The 19,398-nt window shown below is 45.1% G+C and carries 17 protein-coding genes; 9 read left to right on the top strand and 8 right to left on the bottom strand.

Annotation, left to right across the window (positions count from 1 at the left end; all coding sequences use genetic code 11):
• The first annotated feature begins 94 nt into the window (after positions 1-94).
• The 4 genes from gcvT to gcvP all read left to right on the top strand — a co-directional run bounded on the left by gcvT (position 95) and on the right by gcvP (position 5,833).
• Positions 95-1,276, top strand: coding sequence for a glycine cleavage system aminomethyltransferase GcvT (gcvT, locus tag BLR43_RS01760; RefSeq protein WP_093068147.1), 1,182 nt, complete (start codon positions 95-97; stop codon positions 1,274-1,276).
• Between the two features lie 119 nt (positions 1,277-1,395).
• Positions 1,396-1,776, top strand: a complete 381-nt coding sequence (gene gcvH / locus BLR43_RS01755; protein WP_071001880.1) for a glycine cleavage system protein GcvH — start codon at positions 1,396-1,398, stop codon at positions 1,774-1,776.
• A 315-nt stretch (positions 1,777-2,091) separates the two neighbouring features.
• On the top strand, positions 2,092-2,850 hold the full coding sequence (locus tag BLR43_RS01750; RefSeq protein WP_093068143.1) for a nitroreductase family protein: 759 nt from the start codon (positions 2,092-2,094) through the stop codon (positions 2,848-2,850).
• An 85-nt stretch (positions 2,851-2,935) separates the two neighbouring features.
• Positions 2,936-5,833 carry an aminomethyl-transferring glycine dehydrogenase gene (gcvP, locus tag BLR43_RS01745; RefSeq protein ID WP_093068138.1) on the top strand — a complete coding sequence of 966 codons (2,898 nt, stop codon included), beginning with the start codon at positions 2,936-2,938 and terminating at the stop codon, positions 5,831-5,833.
• Positions 5,834-5,946: 113 nt separating this feature from the next.
• Here the strand turns inward: gcvP and BLR43_RS01740 are convergent, their stop codons facing one another.
• Positions 5,947-6,330, bottom strand: coding sequence for a hypothetical protein (locus tag BLR43_RS01740; protein ID WP_093068134.1), 384 nt, complete (start codon positions 6,328-6,330; stop codon positions 5,947-5,949).
• Between the two features lie 349 nt (positions 6,331-6,679).
• Between BLR43_RS01740 and BLR43_RS01735 the strand changes: the two genes are divergently transcribed.
• Positions 6,680-7,384 (top strand): lipase family alpha/beta hydrolase, encoded by a 705-nt coding sequence (locus BLR43_RS01735; RefSeq protein WP_227674255.1) that lies wholly within the window; start codon positions 6,680-6,682, stop codon positions 7,382-7,384.
• Between the two features lie 54 nt (positions 7,385-7,438).
• Positions 7,439-7,597, top strand: coding sequence for a hypothetical protein (locus BLR43_RS13555; RefSeq protein ID WP_156770969.1), 159 nt, complete (start codon positions 7,439-7,441; stop codon positions 7,595-7,597).
• Here the strand turns inward: BLR43_RS13555 and BLR43_RS01730 are convergent.
• The 4 genes from BLR43_RS01730 to BLR43_RS01715 all read right to left on the bottom strand — a co-directional run bounded on the left by BLR43_RS01730 (position 7,590) and on the right by BLR43_RS01715 (position 11,493).
• On the bottom strand, positions 7,590-8,942 hold the full coding sequence (locus BLR43_RS01730; RefSeq protein ID WP_227674254.1) for a ribonuclease D: 1,353 nt from the start codon (positions 8,940-8,942) through the stop codon (positions 7,590-7,592). The two genes, BLR43_RS13555 and BLR43_RS01730, sit on opposite strands and share 8 nt — an antisense overlap.
• 136 nt (positions 8,943-9,078) lie before the next feature.
• The gene (gene recR, locus BLR43_RS01725; protein WP_071001884.1) at positions 9,079-9,672 is read right to left on the bottom strand and encodes a recombination mediator RecR; all 594 of its coding nucleotides are present in this window, start codon (positions 9,670-9,672) and stop codon (positions 9,079-9,081) included.
• 118 nt (positions 9,673-9,790) lie between these two features.
• Complete coding sequence (locus BLR43_RS01720; protein ID WP_025651278.1) at positions 9,791-10,120, bottom strand: YbaB/EbfC family nucleoid-associated protein; 330 nt, start codon at positions 10,118-10,120, stop codon at positions 9,791-9,793.
• An 80-nt stretch (positions 10,121-10,200) separates the two neighbouring features.
• Positions 10,201-11,493 carry an O-succinylhomoserine sulfhydrylase gene (locus tag BLR43_RS01715; RefSeq protein WP_071001885.1) on the bottom strand — a complete coding sequence of 431 codons (1,293 nt, stop codon included), beginning with the start codon at positions 11,491-11,493 and terminating at the stop codon, positions 10,201-10,203.
• Positions 11,494-11,930: 437 nt separating this feature from the next.
• Between BLR43_RS01715 and BLR43_RS01710 the strand changes: the two genes are divergently transcribed.
• The 3 genes from BLR43_RS01710 to dusA all read left to right on the top strand — a co-directional run bounded on the left by BLR43_RS01710 (position 11,931) and on the right by dusA (position 16,194).
• Positions 11,931-13,574 carry a phospholipase D family protein gene (locus BLR43_RS01710; protein WP_071001886.1) on the top strand — a complete coding sequence of 548 codons (1,644 nt, stop codon included), beginning with the start codon at positions 11,931-11,933 and terminating at the stop codon, positions 13,572-13,574.
• Between the two features lie 222 nt (positions 13,575-13,796).
• Positions 13,797-15,101, top strand: coding sequence for an MFS transporter (locus tag BLR43_RS01705; protein WP_093068129.1), 1,305 nt, complete (start codon positions 13,797-13,799; stop codon positions 15,099-15,101).
• 109 nt (positions 15,102-15,210) lie between these two features.
• On the top strand, positions 15,211-16,194 hold the full coding sequence (gene dusA / locus BLR43_RS01700) for a tRNA dihydrouridine(20/20a) synthase DusA (protein ID WP_071001888.1): 984 nt from the start codon (positions 15,211-15,213) through the stop codon (positions 16,192-16,194).
• Between the two features lie 66 nt (positions 16,195-16,260).
• Here dusA and BLR43_RS01695 read toward each other — a convergent pair whose 3' ends face one another.
• The 3 genes from BLR43_RS01695 to sppA all read right to left on the bottom strand — a co-directional run bounded on the left by BLR43_RS01695 (position 16,261) and on the right by sppA (position 19,219).
• Positions 16,261-17,049, bottom strand: coding sequence for a CPBP family intramembrane glutamic endopeptidase (locus BLR43_RS01695; RefSeq protein ID WP_071001889.1), 789 nt, complete (start codon positions 17,047-17,049; stop codon positions 16,261-16,263).
• 69 nt (positions 17,050-17,118) lie between these two features.
• Positions 17,119-18,009: an alpha/beta fold hydrolase gene (locus BLR43_RS01690; protein ID WP_071001890.1), complete on the bottom strand. Its 891-nt coding sequence runs from the start codon at positions 18,007-18,009 to the stop codon at positions 17,119-17,121.
• A 154-nt stretch (positions 18,010-18,163) separates the two neighbouring features.
• Positions 18,164-19,219 carry a signal peptide peptidase SppA gene (gene sppA, locus BLR43_RS01685; RefSeq protein WP_071001891.1) on the bottom strand — a complete coding sequence of 352 codons (1,056 nt, stop codon included), beginning with the start codon at positions 19,217-19,219 and terminating at the stop codon, positions 18,164-18,166.
• Positions 19,220-19,398 lie beyond the last annotated feature (179 nt).

Here is a 19,398-nt window from a genome sequence, read left to right as displayed (position 1 = left end):
GTCACCCTTTGATGCAATATTGCTTCTCGCTACTTTTACGTTGCACACCACTCTACTCTGCCGAGTACGACTGATGTACACATAAGGATTTGTTATGACTGATACCCACTCTCAAGACTCTAGCAGCACTCAAACCCCTAAGCGCACCCCTTTTTACCAGTCTCATCTTGATAGTGAGGGCAAATTGGTCGATTTTTCTGGTTGGGAATTGCCAATTCATTACGGTTCACAAATCGAAGAGCACGACGCGGTACGGACAGATGCCGGTATGTTTGATGTCTCACATATGGTAGTGACCGATATCAAAGGCGCAGATACTAAAGCATGGCTCCAAAAACTACTCGCAAATGATGTCAACAAACTCACTACCGCTGGTAAAGCGCTGTACTCTGGCATGCTCAATGAGCAAGGCGGCGTCATCGATGATTTGATCGTCTATCTGATGAATGCAGAGGAAACTGAGTACCGTATCGTCTCCAATGCAGCCACTCGTGACAAAGACTTAGCACAGTTTAATAAAGTCGCTGAAGGCTTTGATATTGCGATTACCGAGCGTCCTGAGCTTGCCATGCTCGCCGTGCAAGGTCCAAATGCTATTGAGAAACTGGCTCAAGCCAAACCAAACTGGGCAGATACCTTAGCTGGGCTAAAACCTTTCGTTGGCGCTGACTTGACCGATATCGAAGGCACCGATTGGTTTGTGGCTCGTACTGGCTATACTGGTGAAGATGGCGTCGAAGTCATTATGCATGCCGATGATGCCCCTGCTTTTTTTGAGCAGCTAAAAGCAAATGGCATCAAACCTGCCGGTCTTGGCGCACGTGATACCTTGCGTATGGAAGCGGGCATGAACCTTTATGGTCATGACATGGACGAGACCATTAGCCCTTACGAGTGCAATATGGGCTGGACGCTAGCGCTTAAAGACGACCGTGCCTTTGTCGGCCGTGACGCTTTGGTCAGCAAACGCAAGCAGGCAAAAGAAGACAACACCGCTATGAAGCAAGTAGGTCTGCTATTGACCACGCGCGGCGTATTGCGTGAAGGCATGACAGTGACTATCAATCAGGGCACTGACAATGAGCAAACTGGTATTATCACCAGCGGTACATTCTCCCCTAGCCTAAAAAACTCCATCGCGATTGCTCGCGTGCCTGCCAGCTTATCAGAAGATGATCACGTACAGGTCGATCTACGCGGCAAAGGTAAATTCGTCGATGTACGGGTATTGAAGCTGCCTTTTGTCCGTAACGGCAAGCAACAGTTTGACTCGTAGGTCTTATAAATCTTATTATTAGAGCGCGTTGTCGTTTTAGACATAATGATAAAAACGACGATACGCCCAGCCTCCATTATTTTTGTTAATTAACCTCTATCATTTAGGAGAGAGAGACCATGAGCAACATCCCAGCAGAGCTAAAATATATTGCAAGTCACGAGTGGCTGCGCCTAGAAGACGACGGTACGATCACTGTTGGTATCACTGACCATGCTCAAGACCTATTGGGTGATGTGGTGTTTGTTGAGCTACCAGAAGTGGGCGATATTATCGCTGTTGACGACGAAATCTCAGTTGTTGAATCAGTAAAAGCCGCCTCTGACGTATACGCGCCTATCTCAGGCGAAGTCATCGCTATCAACGAAGCACTAGAAGATGATCCTGAAATCATCAACTCTGACCCATATGGTGAAGGCTGGTTCTTTAAAGTGAAGCCTGACAACATCGCTGACTATGAAGCACTGATGACCGCTGACGAGTACGAAAGCGAATTATAATAACCACCTCTGTATAGCAGAAAGAAAGATAGTAGCCAAACCAAAATAGCAGCCAAACTTGTAGATACTGGCAAAAGCGGGTATCTACATCTCCTATTTGATACCCCTTTCTTATCAACAGGGTTGATTCATAGATGACACCTTTGATAACAAAGCAGCTTTATATATAGACCACCAAAAACCATTATCGTCCGATGTTATTGCTCTCAAGCGTTATCTCATTGACTCGTATTGATCACCTCTTCGAATCCCAATGAATACGTGCTATCAATAACGACGCAAACTGATAACCCAATTCTCAGCATGGATCCTAATATGAATGCCAACACCGATAATAAAGACCCCATCGCCACACCAAACCATACACCGCAGCTACAAGCCTTTCGCGATATCGTAGAATCACGCCGTTCCGTGCGCCGTTTTACTGACACGCCCATCCCTGACGACGTACTGGCAGACTGTCTGCGTTTGGCCATGCTAGCACCAAACTCTAGCAACCTACAGCCGTGGGAGTTTTATGTTATCGATGATGCTGATAATCGTAAACGCGCCATCAAAAACTGTATGAACCAAAACGCGGCAAAAACATCGGCGCGCTTAATCGCTATCGTTGCTCGCACCGACATCTGGCATGAGCATGCTCAGCAAATATTGCGCGAATACCCTGATCAGCCAGTCCCTAAGAAAGTGAAAGACTACTACAACAAAGTCGTCACGCTGGACTTTTTGCGCGGCCCTGCCAATGTGATATCCGCTGCAAAATGGGGCGCAACGCAAGTGGTCAGACGCGTCAAAGGCCCTCTCAAATCGCCTTACTATACGTTTGAAGACACCAAAAACTGGGCAACCAATAACACCGCGCTTGCCGCCGAAAACCTAATGTTGGCACTACGTGCTCATGGTTTTGATAGCTGTCCTATGGGCGGCTTTGATGAGCCTGCCATGAAAGCGTTGCTCAATCTTAGCGACGACCATCATATCGTTATGATGATTGGCGCAGGCGAGCGTGCTGACAATGGCGTTTACAACACCCAATTCCGCTTTGACCAAAAACAGTTTGTGCATTACGTATAACGTACCGCTCACAGTGTTTCCTTAACTGCTCACAATGTTTTCTTAATTGCTATTTTGTTTATTACTCCCTTAACCAAGGATTGTCATGACTATCTCTCAAAACCCATCGTTTGATACCTTTCAAGGATTGTTCAACGAAGCTGAATTTGTCTATCGCCACTTAGGTTCGAACGAAACCAAGCAAGCTGACCTACTCAGCGCTGTTGGTTATAAAGATATGCAAAGCTTTATCAATGACACTGTGCCTGAGCCGGTACGTTTGCACAAAGAATTGGATTTGCCAGTGGCAATGAGTGAGCATGCGGCACTTGCCAAACTACGCACGATGGCAGATGACATCACCGTCAATAAGAGCTATATCGGTCAAGGCTACTCTCCGGTTCGTATGCCTGCCGTCATTCAGCGTAACGTCCTTGAAAATCCAGGCTGGTATACCGCTTATACCCCTTACCAAGCAGAAATCGCTCAAGGTCGTTTGGAGGCATTGCTGAACTTCCAACAAGTTTGTATCGATTTGACTGGTCTTGAATTAGCTGGTGCGTCACTGCTTGATGAAGCAACGGCAGCAGCAGAAGCCATGGCGATGTCAAAGCGTGTAAGCAAAAGCAAGTCAACGCAGTACTTCGTCGATGAGCGCGTCTATCCACAAACGCTAGATGTCATCAATACTCGTGCGAAATACTTTGGTTGGGACGTGGTCGTGGGTGATTTTGAAACGGCCAAATCAGGCGACTATTTCGGTGCGCTATTCCAGTATGTTGGCGTAGAAGGCGACGTTAAAGACTTAACAGACGTCATCGCGGCCGTAAAAGAAAACAAGACTTACGTCAGTGTCGTCAGTGATATCATGAGCTTGGTGTTATTAAAATCACCAGCCGATATGGGTGCGGACGTAGCACTAGGTAGCACACAGCGTTTCGGTATTCCAATGGGCTTTGGTGGCCCACATGCTGCTTACTTTGCATTCTCTGATAAAGCAAAACGCTCAGCACCTGGTCGTATCATTGGCGTATCTAAAGACGCACAAGGCAATACCGCATTACGTATGGCGCTACAGACGCGTGAGCAGCATATCCGCCGCGAAAAAGCCAACTCAAACATCTGTACTTCGCAGGTATTGCTCGCCAATCTCGCTGGTATGTATGCCGTCTATCATGGCCCAAGTGGCGTGAAGCGTATTGCGACTCGTATCCATGCGTTTGCCACCGCCTTTGCTGATGCCATCACAGCAGCGAATGACAGCAGCTTAAGCGTGGTACACGATCAATTCTTCGATACAGTCGTGGTTGATTGCGGCTCAGAGAAGCTAGCTACGCAAATCTTTAAAAATGCAGACAACGTTGGCTACAACTTATGGCGTCTAAGCGACACCAAATTGAGCGTTGCCTTTAGTGAAACCAGTGATCAGCAAGATTTTGGCGTATTGACTCAGTTATTCGTCAACAAGTCACACGATCTACCTGAAACCGCTCGCATCTCACTTGACAGCGCACACCTGCGTACGGATGACATCTTGACTCATCCAGTATTCAACTCGCATCATACCGAGCATGAAATGCTACGCTACCTAAAGTCGCTTGAAGACAAAGATCTAGCGATGAACCGCAGCATGATTTCACTAGGCAGCTGCACCATGAAGTTGAATGCCACCAGTGAGATGCTACCGATTACTTGGCCTGAGTTTGCCAATGTGCATCCATTCGCACCGCGTGACCAAGTCACAGGCTATATTGCGATGATCGATAGCTTACAAGATCAATTAAAAGCCATCACTGGTTTTGATGATGTCTCTATGCAGCCAAACTCTGGCGCTTCTGGTGAATATGCTGGTCTGCTCGCGATTCGCCGTTATCATGAGTCATTGGGCGAAACCGATCGCGATGTGTGCCTCATTCCAATGTCAGCGCACGGTACCAACCCTGCTACTGCCATGATGATGGGTATGAAAGTCGTCGTGGTCAAAACCGATGAAAACGGCAACGTTGATATTGAGGATTTAACCGCCAAGTGTGAAGAGCACAGCGAGCGTTTGGGCGCTTTAATGATCACGTACCCATCGACTCATGGCGTGTTTGAAGAAGGCATCCGTCATATCTGTGATTTGACTCACAAGCACGGTGGTCAGGTCTATATGGATGGCGCCAACATGAATGCTCAGGTAGGCATGATGCAGCCTGCAGACGTTGGTGCTGATGTACTACATATGAACCTGCACAAAACCTTCTGTATCCCGCATGGCGGCGGCGGTCCAGGTATGGGTCCTATCGGTATGAAGGCGCATTTGGCACCATTCATGGCAAACCATACGCTAAGCCCTGTGCATAACGCGCAAAAAGACTGCTCAGCGGTATCGGCTGCGCCTTATGGTTCAGCGAGCATCTTACCTATCTCATGGATGTATATCACTATGATGGGCCGCGATGGCCTACTAAAAGCAACCGAGCTTGCCCTGCTAAACGCTAACTATGTAGCCGCCCAGCTAAAAGACCACTACCCTGTATTATATACAGGTAAAAACGGCCGCGTGGCTCACGAATGTATCATCGATATTCGTCCGTTAAAAGAAGAGACTGGCATCACTGAAAGCGATATTGCTAAGCGCTTGATGGATTACGGTTTTCACTCACCAACGATGAGCTTCCCAGTCGCAGGCACACTGATGATTGAGCCCACAGAGTCTGAGTCTGTCGAGGAGTTGGATCGTTTTATCAGTGCGCTGAAATCTATCAAAGCTGAAGCGATGAAAGCAAAAGCGGGCGAAGACAACTGGACGCTAGAAGACAACCCATTGGTCAATGCACCGCATACGGCTGCTATGATTACTAATGAAGAATGGACGCATCCATACAGCCGTGAGACTGCTGCGTTCCCACTGCCTTACATCCGTGCAAACAAGTTCTGGCCAAGTGTGGCACGCGTCGATGATGCGTACGGTGACAAGAACCTTATGTGTTCTTGCCCAAGTATCGAAAACTATATGTAATGATCATTTTCGATAACTGCTCGTTTATTTTATAAAAAACCGCCAAATCAGTCGCTGATTTGGCGGTTTTGTTTTATGCATGCATTGTTAAATTTTGACACTATCAATGAGACTTAACCGCCCAACCATCCTTTATTCAAGCCACAGTCTATCCAGTTCACTTTTATCTGATCTGTAATATTAGCATTGGGATAAGTAAACGCCGCACCACCAAGATAAAGCGCATCGCCGACCTTATAGGACTTACCTTCAAATAACATAATCTCTTTATCCGCCTCCCACGAAAAGAAAGTATTCGCTAATACTAATAAAAGAGTATTGTCCTGTGTCATTACTTCTTCATTATCTCTAGTTAAAGCAAGATAGTTATTAATAACTGTCAAATATCCCGCTGTCATCGCTGTAAATCGACCATCATATTTAGTTGGGGACCAAGTAGCAATTTGTAGAGGTGTCTTAGCTGGTATAGGTTCGCTTACTACTATCATTTCTGGCATCTCCACCTTAACAATTAGTGCTCTATCTACTCTATATAGTCAATCCTAAATAAAACAGATACATTATATATCAAGGTGGAACTGGTCTAAATTCTCCTTTCGTGCTGTGCCTACGCTGCTCGATGCTGCGTAAAATTTATCCCAGTCCCACTGTATCGTTTTTATACTGAATTCACTATAAGTAGTACAACCTGACAGCGAAAAAATAGCTAATATTGAAATTAAAAATTTAGATAATTTGACAACCCTTACCCCTAAAGCGCTAATATAAGATGTCTGTCTATCCGCTCATTTTTATAAACAAGCGTCGATAAAAAAATCTTATAATGCTACTCATTTGGATATTGTTATGCAACAAAAAGACATGGCACAAAAAGCGCCTAAACGAAAAAACCTTGTGATTTTGATACATGGTTTGCATCAAACGACTTGGATGATGCGTCCATTAGCGAAGCGTTTACAAGCGCAAGGTTTTGCCACCCATCAATACAGCTATCGCAGCATGCGCGACGGTATCAAAACCAACAGCCAGCGACTACATGAGTGGCTGAGTGCCAACCACAACCCTGATCAGCCAATAGATTTGGTCGGTCATAGCTTGGGTGGATTGATTATTCGTGATTTTTTGGCCAATTATCCCAAGTGGCAAATTGGGCGCTGCGTCACGCTGGGCACGCCGCATGTGGGAAGTGTTTGCGCGGATTACGTATGGCGTTTGAGCCCTTTAATTGTAGGACGATCTTATGCTGATGCGCTCGATGGTACAGCGACGTCCTGTCCTGAACATATTCATATAGGCGTGATTGCAGGCGATAAACCGCGCGGCTTAGGACAACCTTTTTTGCAATATCATAATCGCAAACTGAATAAAGAAAGCGAATCAGCAGCCACAGAAAACTGTGCTCATGATGGTACAGTTTACGTCAGCGAAACACGTCTTGACTGCGCCAACGACCATATCGTACTGCCTGTGACCCATACAGGCATGCTGGTCGATAAAGAAGTGGCTCGGCAAGTGATTTACTTTTTAGAAAATGGTGAGTTTGAACGCTAGGGCATATTTTTAATACCTAAAATGCTCTAGATGACAGCGAATAATGGAATAGATATGACCGAGCAAAAGTATAAGCAAGATTGTCAAAACGGCCATTTATCGATAGAGAGAAAATTGATGCTGCCATTGATTGATTTAAAAAAAATTGATTTAAAAAACAAGCAATGTGAAATTAGGCATCAATTTTTTGAGTTGGCTGTATTTGCTATCTAATACCCATCCCTTGCTGCAATTCAGTTTTATGCTTGCTGATCACTGGAATCAACGTCTGGACGACCCAGTCATTGCGCCAACCTTTGAGACCTTGTGGCAGTTCGCTGAGATTTTTATCAAGAGCAATCACTTCATACAACTGTCCTAGCCATTTTTTGCGCATTAAAACGCTGCTAGGCATGCCGATAGCCTTAGCGTGATCATCAATCGCTTGCTGCACTGCTTTTGACAGGATTTTGTTTTTTGAGCGATATGGCGGCACAAGACAAGCTGGATGCTCGGCAGGTGGTAGGTTTTTGGCGTTTCTTATTATCTTAAGCAGCTCTTCACCATAGAGACGCAGCATACTACGGTGCATCGTCGTTTTGTGCGCCAGCTCACGCATGCTGTTTGGTTTTTCAGTGACGATCTCGCGTACCGCTTGCTTTTTGATGATAAACGTACGCGGCTGATTGGTCGCACGTGCCAGCTCTTCTCGCCACGTCGCAATCCCTTTGAGTATCGCCATTTGCTGTGAGTTATAGCGATAATCTGCCATCGTCAGATACATCGCTTCATCTTCGACGTGCTGCAAGTCATACAAATCACTGGCGTAGAGCTGACAATCCGCCCAGACGTAATCGTATAGGCCTTGTGCCTTAAGCGCATGTTCGATACTGAGATACAGCGCTGGCAAATAACGCACATCATCGATGGCATATTGCTCTTGCTCGTCTGTCAACGGGCGCTGGAGCCAATCAGACTGACTGTGCTCTTTATCGATATGCATATCTAGCTGATCTGCCAATGCCTGCTGATAGCCCATTTGTAATTGACCGGTTAAATAAGACAACGCAATTTGCGTATCAAAAATATTGGTCAATGGTGGACAACCAGATAGCAGATAAAAAATGCCTAAATCTTCGCCGCAAGCATGCCAGATGGCCACATCGACTTGGCGCAAGGCCTCCCACAGCTCAGACAGTTGCAACTCAGGCGCATCTAGTAAATACACGTGATTACCCGTATTTAACTGTACGAGTGCCAAACGCGGATAGTAAGTGTCGCGTTTGATAAACTCAGTATCTAGTGCGACGCGGCCACAAGTTGCCAAGGCATTGATCACCTCAGCCAATTGGTGCTGCTCACGCACCCATGTGACATCAACAGCATCAGCGACATCCAACAGTGCATCGATATCAATTGCATCAACATCCAGTGCATCATCATTTGATTCCGAAGGTGTCGCCACTGATGTCATCTCAGTATTAGCTGCTTTTTGTGATGAGTTATCAGTAATCTCAGAAGGGTTTGATTTGACTGAAGGGTTTGATTTGACTGAAGCGTTTGAAACGTTGTTGGACACGGGCAGATACCTGCATAAATAGGAGAAAATAAAACGCGATACTGCGTCTTAATAAAATGAAAAAGGAGAACAATAATAAAGCAATTATAACAATTTCACGAAATGAAATGGGTAAGACTTTGATGTCAGCAAAACCTTATAAAAAAGAGCGGTTTTGCATGGCTTGACCCAGCGTCATACTATCTAGATACTCAAGCTCGCCGCCCATCGGTATCCCTTGTGCCAAACGTGTGACTTTATTGACATGACGACTGACGGCCTCGCTAATAAAATGTGCGGTGGTCTGGCCTTCAACCGTCGTACCTGTTGCCAGTATAATCTCTTCAACAGGCTCTTGTTTGACTCGCCATACCAGCTGATCAATATTTAAGTCATCTGCACTGATTCCATCAATCGGGGATAAGTGTCCGCCAAGCACAAAATAGCGACCACGATACCCTGCCGTTTGCTCGATTGCCATCACATCTGCTGCTGTCTCGACCACACACAGCAGCCCATCATCACGTCTAGGGTCTTGGCATAGAGGACACACCGCTTCATCACTAAAGCTATGACAGCGCTGACATTCAACGATATCGCGCATGGCTTCATCTAGTGCTTGGGCAAGCGCCATGCCTTGCGGACGTTTTTTACTAAGCAAATGTAGCGCCATTCGTTGGGCACTTTTTTGACCGACGCCTGGCAATATACGCAGCTGTTTGACCAGCTGATCAAATTTGGCTGTAAGCAAAGTGGCTTTCCTTTAGTTGACTTTATTTAACTAAATTTATAAATCGTAGCTATAAAAATGGGGTCGTATCGTGCCGATAACAACCCCATTTTTGTGTTCAGTCTAAAGTATTTAATGCTTAGAACATACCTTGCATACCTGGTGGCAGACCCATACCTGAGGTCGCGCCAGCCATGGTTTCTTCGTATAGCTCATCCGCTTGACGCACCGCATCATTGATAGCGGCAGCGATAAGATCTTCGATCATATCTGGCTCATCTTCTAGCAGACTTGGATCGATGGTCAAACGCTTGACCACATGGCGACCAGTCATGGTGACTTTAACCAGACCACTGCCCGCTTCTGCTTGAACTTCTTTGTTCGCAAGCTCTTTCTTAGCATTTTCAACGTTTGCTTCTACTTTCTTTTGCATCGTTTGTGCTTGTTGCATCAATGCTTGAATGTTCATAGCTGCCTCTTTGTCTTATAATAATAAATGGGATACTTTAAAGTGTAAAATAAAATACTGACGGCATTATACCGCTATCTTTACAAACTGTCTAAACCACGCGCCAAATCTTTGATAATATCTTCGACATCTTCCAAACCGACTGATAGACGAATCAGACCGTCTTTCACGCCAGCTTCAGCACGCGCCTCAGGGGTTAGGCGAAAATGCGTGGTCGTCGCAGGATGCGTAATCGTGGTTTTTGCATCGCCCAAGTTGTTGGTGATAGAGACCATTTGAGTCGAGTCAATCACATGCCAAGCCGCTTCTTTCGTATCGCGGCTGTCAGATGCTTTGACTTCAAAACCCATGATAGCACCGTAACCGTCTTTCATATGATGCTGGCGTGTGGCGAGCTCATGTGCAGGATGGTCACTTAGGCCGGAGAAATGTACGGTACTGACATTAGGATGATTGACCAAAAATTCTGCGACTTGATTGGCATTGTTACAATGCGCTTGCATTCGGAGTTTTAGCGTTTCAAGCCCCTTGGTAAATACCCAAGCATTAAACGGGCTCATGCTGATACCGCCTGAGCGCACTACGGTAAACGCTTCTTGCATGAGTTTGTCACTACCAACCAACGCCCCGCCAAGTACTCGGCCCTGACCGTCTAAGTACTTGGTCGCAGAGTGAATAACGACATCGGCACCCAAATCTAGAGGGCGCTGCAATGCTGGCGTGGCAAAGCAGTTATCAACGACCAGTAGTATGTCATTGGCTTTGCAAAGCGTGCTCAAATAACCGATATCGCAAATCTGCGCCAGTGGATTACTTGGGCTTTCACAATAGATCACTTTGGTGTTTGGTTGAACGGCATTGGCCCATGCCTCATTGTCAAAGCAATCAACATAGCTAACTTCAACGCCAAACTTGGCCATATAGTTATTAAACAGCCCAATAGACGAGCCAAATAACTGATTGGCAGCGAGCAGATGGTCACCCGCTTTTAGATATGCCAAGCACATGGTCAGGATTGCACCCATACCAGAGGCCGTTGCAACCGCACGTTCACCGTTTTCTAGCGCGGCGAGACGACGCTCAAAAGTACGGACGCTTGGGTTGGTATGACGAGAGTAAACGTTTCCTGTCTTTGTACCGTCAAAATGTGCCGCAGCATCAGCGGCTGATTGATAAACATAAGAGCTGGTCGTAAAAATCGGCTCTGAATGCTCGCCCTCATCGGTACGATGCTGACCTGCGCGCACGGCGATAGTTTGCATACCGTAATCTAATCCTAAATCTAAGGCATCGTTACGCCAGTTTGGATCTAACCCATCGTTTGAGTTTTTTTGGTTCAAATTATTCTCATCTTTCGTTTGCGACTGACTCATAGACGTTCCGTTGCTTTGTTTTGGTTGGTATAAAAGGACTGCTTATTTTTTTGATTATTAAGCAAATTCATCAGCGTTATCATAACATGCCGACTTATTCCACACATCTGGTTTCAGATAACTTCTAATTATTAATTTTGCCTATTAAAATAACTGGATGTTCAATATGACAGCCATTATGCAGACTTAACCGCTTAACCGACAATAAATCACGATAAACTCAATCGTCAAACCTAACAAAAATAACGTATTTATAATAGGCAGATATGCTAACAGCTGCTAAGCTTAGCGACGATTTGAATTTTGGCGTTGGTGATATTTTTATAGACCGTCCAATCAATGCTATCATCCTTAAAAATAGATGAACAATTTCAGTAAATTACTTATCCATGCATTTTATTTATCAGTATATTTAGGCTCATCAAGGTAAATTCGTTATGTCGATGTTCAGTATAGAACCAAGCAGCTTATCGTTGAGTCTGACACTTGGGCTGACTTTAGGTCTGAGCGCTTGCCAGAGCCTACCCAAACAGCCACATCTACCTGAGAGCCAAGCGTTATCAGCGCGAGTCAATGCTTTATACCAACAAGAAGACAGCCCAAAGATTGAGCAAAATACAGCGACTACAACCAACAATACTGATCTAGTGACCGCCATCACAGCACAAAATGAGATTCATCCTGATCTGTCAGGCTATCATCCGATCGTCACTGGGGCAAATGCGTTTGCCGCCCGTAGTATCTTAACAGGTATGGCCACGCGCAATATCGATGCGCAGTATTATATTTGGCATAATGATCAGGCTGGCCAACTGCTATTAAAAGACTTGTGGGAAGCGGCTGAGCGCGGTGTGATCGTGCGTTTGTTGTTGGATGATTTTAATAACAGTGCAAAGTTTGATCAGCACCTATTACGTTTTGCGAGCCACCCTAATATCGCGGTGCGTATCATCAACCCATTAATGCACCGTAAGTTTTCAACATTGAACTACGTCACAGGTTTGCCGCGTATCAATCGCCGTATGCACAATAAAAGCATGACGTTTGATAAACAGATTACCGTTATCGGCGGACGTAATATCGGTAATGAGTACATGAGTAACGATCAAAGCAGCCAGTTTGCGGATTTGGATGTTTTACTGATTGGTAAAGTCGTCGCAGACATTGATAATAGCTTTGCCAGTTACTGGTCATCGCCACTGTCGTTTGACATCGAAACTTTAGCCAAGTTCGACGATGACGTCACGCCTGATTTTTTGAAGGCATTAGACAAGCTGGGTATAGATGAGGAAAATAACGAAGGCAGTAGCTTGACGGTTTATAAAGCCGCCATCAAAGACTCGACGATAGACACTGATCTGATCAACAAGCGTGTACCATTTCGTTGGACAGACATGCAGTTTTTGAGTGACGATGTTGGCAAGCTGTCCAAAAGCGTCTCATCTGAGACCAACTTGGTGCATCAACTGCGTACGTTACTCGGTAGCCCAACCAAAAAACTGACCATCATCTCGTCTTATTTTGTCCCGACCAAAGATGGGGTCGATACTTTGGTGAAGCTCGCCAAATCTGGCGTTGATATCAAAATATTAACCAACTCATTTGATGCGACCGACGTGACCGCTGTTCATTCTGGTTATAGTCAATGGCGCCCTAGCCTGCTGCGGTCAGGCGTAAAAATATACGAGCTAAAATCAACGGCAGCTGAAGAAAAACGTGACAATAAACTCTGGCGTGCACGCAGTCAGTCATCAACCAGCCTACATGCAAAAACGTTTGCGGTAGACGACTATCAAGTGTTTATCGGTTCCTACAACGTTGACCCTCGCTCTGCCAATATCAATACTGAGATGGGCGTCATCATCAATGATGATGAGTTGGCAAGACAGCTGCATGGGGCGCTGAGTGATGATTTACTAAACCAAGCTTATGAAGTTAAGCTGCTAGACAACGGTAGCTTGGAGTGGCACACCATGGAAGATGGCAAAGAAGTCGTTTACGAGTCAGAGCCACGGGTCGATATGAGTGATCATATCTGGCTTACTATTATGTCTTGGTTACCCATTGACTGGCTACTGTAATATGTAAACTCTTTTCTAAATAGTCCCTAAAATTGCAGGATGTGCAGTTTTGCTTTTGTTAAAAGCCAAATCCTGTAATCAAAGTTCTTATTACAATACACAAAATTACTGTTCCGGCGAATCATTGTTTATATACTTTGATTTGCCGGTTTTTATCATGGCCGATTATCTAAACGATGATCGTCTTAATGACCACTTTACTCCGTGGATGCGTGATCTATTATGCCGACTCGTTCTCAATACGCCCTGATGTCTAAAAAAGACAAAAATACAGTCATATTCGTAAGCTTTGTCAGCGCTGTAATCTTTTTTGATTTCTTGATTTATTTGTACATTGCAGACATTGTCTCAGCTGCTATTTTCCCCGCTAATAACGATCCTACGGTTGCTAAGCTGCAAGGAATGGGGCTGTTTGTCATTGGTTACTTGGCTCGGCCATTTGGTGGTATTGTGTTCGGGCGTTATGGTGATCTCAAAGGTCGAAAGCCGACCTTTTTCCTGAGCATAATCGTTACGGCAGGTAGCTTGCTCGCAATGGCGTGTCTGCCTACTTATGCGCAGTGGGGTGCGCTTGCACCTGCGTTATTCATATTGCTGAGAATCATACAAGGTATGGCATTTGGTCTTTACGCACCGCTATCTTGGGTATTTGTGGCGGAGCATGTCCCTCGGCAGTATTTGTCAGTGGCTTGTAGCTACGTTACGGCTAGCTTTTTGGTAGGTGTACTGTTCTCTAATGCGTTTTTTCTGTGGCTGACTGACTTTATGACCACCGTACAGCTGACTGATTATGGCTGGCGTTTGCCGTTTTTTGTTGGCGCCTTACTAACCTGTCTGCCATTGTTGGTATGGCGATTGGTTAAAGAGACTCCGTTTTTCTTGGCGTTAGATAAGCCAAAAACTGGTAAGAATCTAGGTAGACCATTTACGGTATTATTCAAGCGCTGCAAACATTCTATCTTTGTCAGTATGGTACTGACTATAGTGATATCTAGTATCACCTCTGTCATTGTCCTACTACTGCCAGAACTAATAGAAATCAACTTTACTTTAGACAGTGATTTGTTTAGCTTTTCTCATAGCTTGGGCATCGTATTTATGGTTCTTGGCTGTGTCTTTTATGGCATGATCTCGACCCATGAGAACTTTGGTAAAATTTTGGTCATTGGTTCTGTTTTACTTATCGCTCAAACACTGGCGTTCTTTTATCATCTGCAGGCGGGTGGCGACTATATCTTAATCATGTATGCATTGCTAGGGTTCTGTGCCGGTATCATGGGCATGATCCCTGCCATTTTAGTGCAGCTATTTCCGACCAATGTACGTCTCACCGGCATTTCTTTTTGTTATAATATTACCTACGGTATCGTGGGTGTGCTGATACCCTTTGGTCTTGGTTACGCCACGACACTCATCAGTTTCTCGCCAGCGCTATATATTGCCTTTGTGGGCTCTATCGGTATTATTATGGGGCTTTATTTCTATAATTTGCCTGAATTCAAAAAGATTGATCATGTTATTTTATAAATAATAGATCAGTCACTAATTCGAACGATGTTTAAAACTAAGGTGCAATGAGATATCTCATTGCACCTTATCCATTTGTTTAAGACACAGATATTAAGGCTTGATAACCATGGTTGATATGACCAACAAACGCCTCTCCGTTGCGCCAATGATTGATTGGACAACGACAGACTATCGTTACTTTGCGCGACTATTTAACCCGCACACGTACCTGTATACCGAAATGATTAGCACCGGTGCATTGATACACGGTAACCGCGCACGTCACCTACGCTTTGACACACTTGAGCATCCACTGGTATTGCAGCTTGGCGGAGCAGATATCAGTGAGATGACACAATGCGCCGAATTTGCTCAGCAATACGGCTATGATGAAGTCAATATCAATGTTGGTTGCCCTTCTGATCGTGTGCAACACAACAAGATAGGCGCCTGTCTAATGGCAGAGCCAAAAACGGTGGCTGACTTGGTCAAGCACATGCAAGCTGCAGTCGATATCCCCGTGACGGTCAAACACCGTATCGGTATCGATGATTTTGACAGTTACGAGTTTATGGTGGATTTTGTGCAGACCGTTGCGGCGGCTGGCTGTACGCGTTTTATCGTTCATGCACGTACCGCGTGGCTACAAGGGCTGAGTCCTAAGCAAAACCGCGAGATACCACCGCTACGCTACGAGGATGTCTATCGTCTAAAACAAGACTTTCCTGAGCTTGATATTGAGATCAATGGCGGTATTGATACCATTGAAGACATAAAAATGCATTTGCAACATATCGATGGCGTGATGATTGGTCGGGCGTTTTATCACAACCCGTATCTATTAGCAGAGGCCAATAGCTTATGGAACGAGGCAGCACCCGAAACAATACCTAAGCGCTCAGAGATTTTAGAGCAGCTCTACCCTTATCTACAAGAACAAATCGCCAAAGGCGAAGCACTACCCACGATGACACGGCATTATCTAGGATTGTTTCAAGGATTGATGGGTGCACGCAAATGGCGGCAAGCATTGAGCGGCAAACCTCAGCTCACGCTCGATGACATTAAACGAGCAGCCGATGAAGTATTATTGTTAAATCCTGACGCATAGCTAAATGCTGATATAACTGGCTTGATAGAATTCACATGCTAGCCATTGTCGTGGCTAGCATGTTATCTACGCCGCTTGCGCAAGATACTGCCACATTGCTGCGCCATTATTAACGATATGTAGTACGATTGGCAGTAATAGCGACCCTGACTTGATACGTGCATAACAAAATATGAATGCCAAAACCACAATAGTACTGATTTCATAAATGCCATACTGCACATGGATAGTGGCAAATATCAAACTGGTCACGATACTTGCTACTATCGCACCGTGCTGCACAGAGTATGACGGTGCGGTGAACTGCTCTTTGATGGCTGACCATAATATGCCACGAAAGATCACTTCTTCGTAAATAGGTGCAACGACGACCATTGCAAAGACCAGCAGCCACACTGAACTAACAGACTGATATAGAGGGTCGACAAATACCAGCGGCGTCATATCCAGCATATAAGTCAGCGCCTGACTGACTATCATAAATATCAACAGCAATCCTAGCATGCCCATACCTACCGTAAATGAAAACGGCTTTAATGCTAAATACTGTCGCCATTCCCCGCCTTTTATACGAATAATGAGAACACTGGTTGTCATCAGCAGCACACAGCCTATGAGTATTGATAAGCTCACGACTGTTCCATCGTTACTGCCAAAAAAGAAGATATCGCCCATCGAAGCATTTTTGGTCGCAGGTAATACCAGCTTGCCAGCGATATAGACGCCTACCAATTGACTGATAAAAAACGCAAGCACCATCCCTACCGTCAGCATAAATGTACCAACGCGTGAAAATAATGGCGGACGCTCAGACGAGGTTGCGATATCCGGTAAAGCTGTCACGTTTTTTGGCATATATATGTCACTTAAAAAATACGCTGTCAGCTTGTATTAGACACAAGCCTACATAACGATACGTTGCTTTTATTTTGATAGTTGCCGCTTAATCAGTTCTAGTACCTGCTGCGATACAGACTCTGGGTGCTCAAGTGGGAACATATGCCCCCCTTCATGAGTCTCATAAGGTATGCCCAAGCGCGACTTTATCTGTTGGGGAAACCGACGTTTCAAAAAGATACTGTCTTGACCGATAATCAAGGTAACAGGCACTTTGGGGCCACGATTGGGCGTCAGCCAATACCAAGAAGGATTGGTACGAAACACTTCTACTTCATTAGCTTTAGGAATGGCCAGTGTCACTTTACCATCCGCGCGCTCATGCAAGCCATGATCGATATAGCCTTGGAAGCTGCGCTCATCAAAGTTTTTGAAAAATCCTTTGTGCCGCATTTTTTCGTACGCATCTGCTCGGCTGTCCCACACATCACGGCGATGCTTAGAGATACCCGCTGGTGACAATTTATCCATCAAACGCTTACTCGTAAGAGGCAATTTATCTACTGTCTTTGCCAAATGCCATAACAAGCTAACTTTGCCATAAATCCAAGGCGGATCCATGAGCACTGCTTGAGCAAACAGCTTAGGCTCACGGTACACTGCTTGCAAGGTACACATGGCGCCAAGTGAATGACCCACGCCCACCACCTGACTGACGCTATGCTTCTCACAGGCAGTTTTTACGCTATCGATCACCTGCTGCGTCAGACTGCGCCAATGATTATCCACGGGATAATCCGGCGTGTCACCCAACATGGCAATATATTCAATCGTAAAAAATGCGGACAATCCTGCAAAAAACGGCTCATAGACAGCACTTGGCATGCCATTGGCATGGGCAAAATGTAGCACAGGCTTTTTTGTTATCTTGGAGACAGGTAGCGCAGCAAAGGTCTGCAAATTGATTTCATCACTCATAACAGGCTCTCGTGGGATGGTTTATATATTATTTTTAATAATTCAACTGTCTTTCATATTAAGGTAGTTTTTAGCATTATATACAATTGAGGCTGAGCATAATTATATGCTCAGCCTCAACAATCATACACAGTATATCTAAAATATTAAACGCTTAACGCATTTTTGCATTACCTTCTTCTTGGGGCAAAAACCCATCAAGGCTCATGCTAGAGCCAATGCCTGCACCCAATTGTACCGCAAAGCGATCCATAAACATTTGGAACGGATCGGTTGGGCTATAGCTGATGATCGTATCAAGATCCAATTGTTTACTGAGGCTTGTAATACTGCCCGTTTTGTCTGCCAAACCTAACTCGATAGATTGCTCACCGGTCCAAAACAGTCCTGAAAACAGTTTGTTTTGTTCAGGATTTTTCAAGCGATCACCGCGGCCTTCTTTGACGGCATTGATGAAATGCTTGTGCGTATTAGCAAGCACACCTTCGACATGTTTTTCTTCGTAGTCAGTCAATGGGCGCGACAAACTCAAGATGTCTTTGTACTCACCCGCAGTGATAGTACGATCTTCTACGCCGACCTTGTCCATTAGGCCCTTGACATTGTAACTTGGCATAATGACACCGATAGAACCAACCAAGCTCGATGGATTGACATAGATCTCATCTGCGGCAGAGGCGATATAATAAGCACCTGAAGCACCAATATCACCGATAACAGCATAAAGCTTTTTATCGGGATATTCTTTACGCAGATCCATCATAGTCTGCCAAATTTCATCAGACTGTACCGGTGAGCCACCAGGTGAGTTAATGTCTAACGCCACCGCTTTAGAGTTACTATTTGCAAAAGCGTCTGTCAATGCCTCATTGACATCGTAAGCGTTGGCCACATCATCATTACTGATCACACCTTGCAGCTCAACCACTGCCAAATGCGGCGAGCTAGTATCAACGGCATCCATACCTGTTGGCGAACCACTACATCCGCGACCTATGGTCAAAAATATCAATAATATATAACCAAAGGTCAACAGTTTAAAGAAAATACTCCAGCGACGAGCACGGCGCTGCTCAACCACACTAGCTAATAAGGTGTTTTCCAGTACTTTCCACTCTTGTCCGCTCGGCGCGTTTGGTTGCTGCATTGGCGTTGGCTGATTTGCCGAATTATCAGGACGTTTGTTTGGGTCTGGTGGCCAGTTGGGCATATAACTTCCTAAGTCAGAAACAATCTAAAACAATAAAAAGATGATATTGGTAGATACGGCTAAAAATAAATATCTCCTCGCCGTGTCAATCATCGGTATTAATAGGCTGCTAAGTATGGTGGTATTTCGATAATGGTTCAATAGTATAACTGTGAAATATCACCATATTGTAACACTGC

Origin of the sequence: Psychrobacter pacificensis (genome assembly GCF_900101915.1) — a bacterium.
Taxonomy (GTDB): domain Bacteria; phylum Pseudomonadota; class Gammaproteobacteria; order Pseudomonadales; family Moraxellaceae; genus Psychrobacter; species Psychrobacter pacificensis.
Note: the sequence above shows the minus strand (reverse complement) of the source record. Positions and strands in the feature narration are given on the sequence as shown.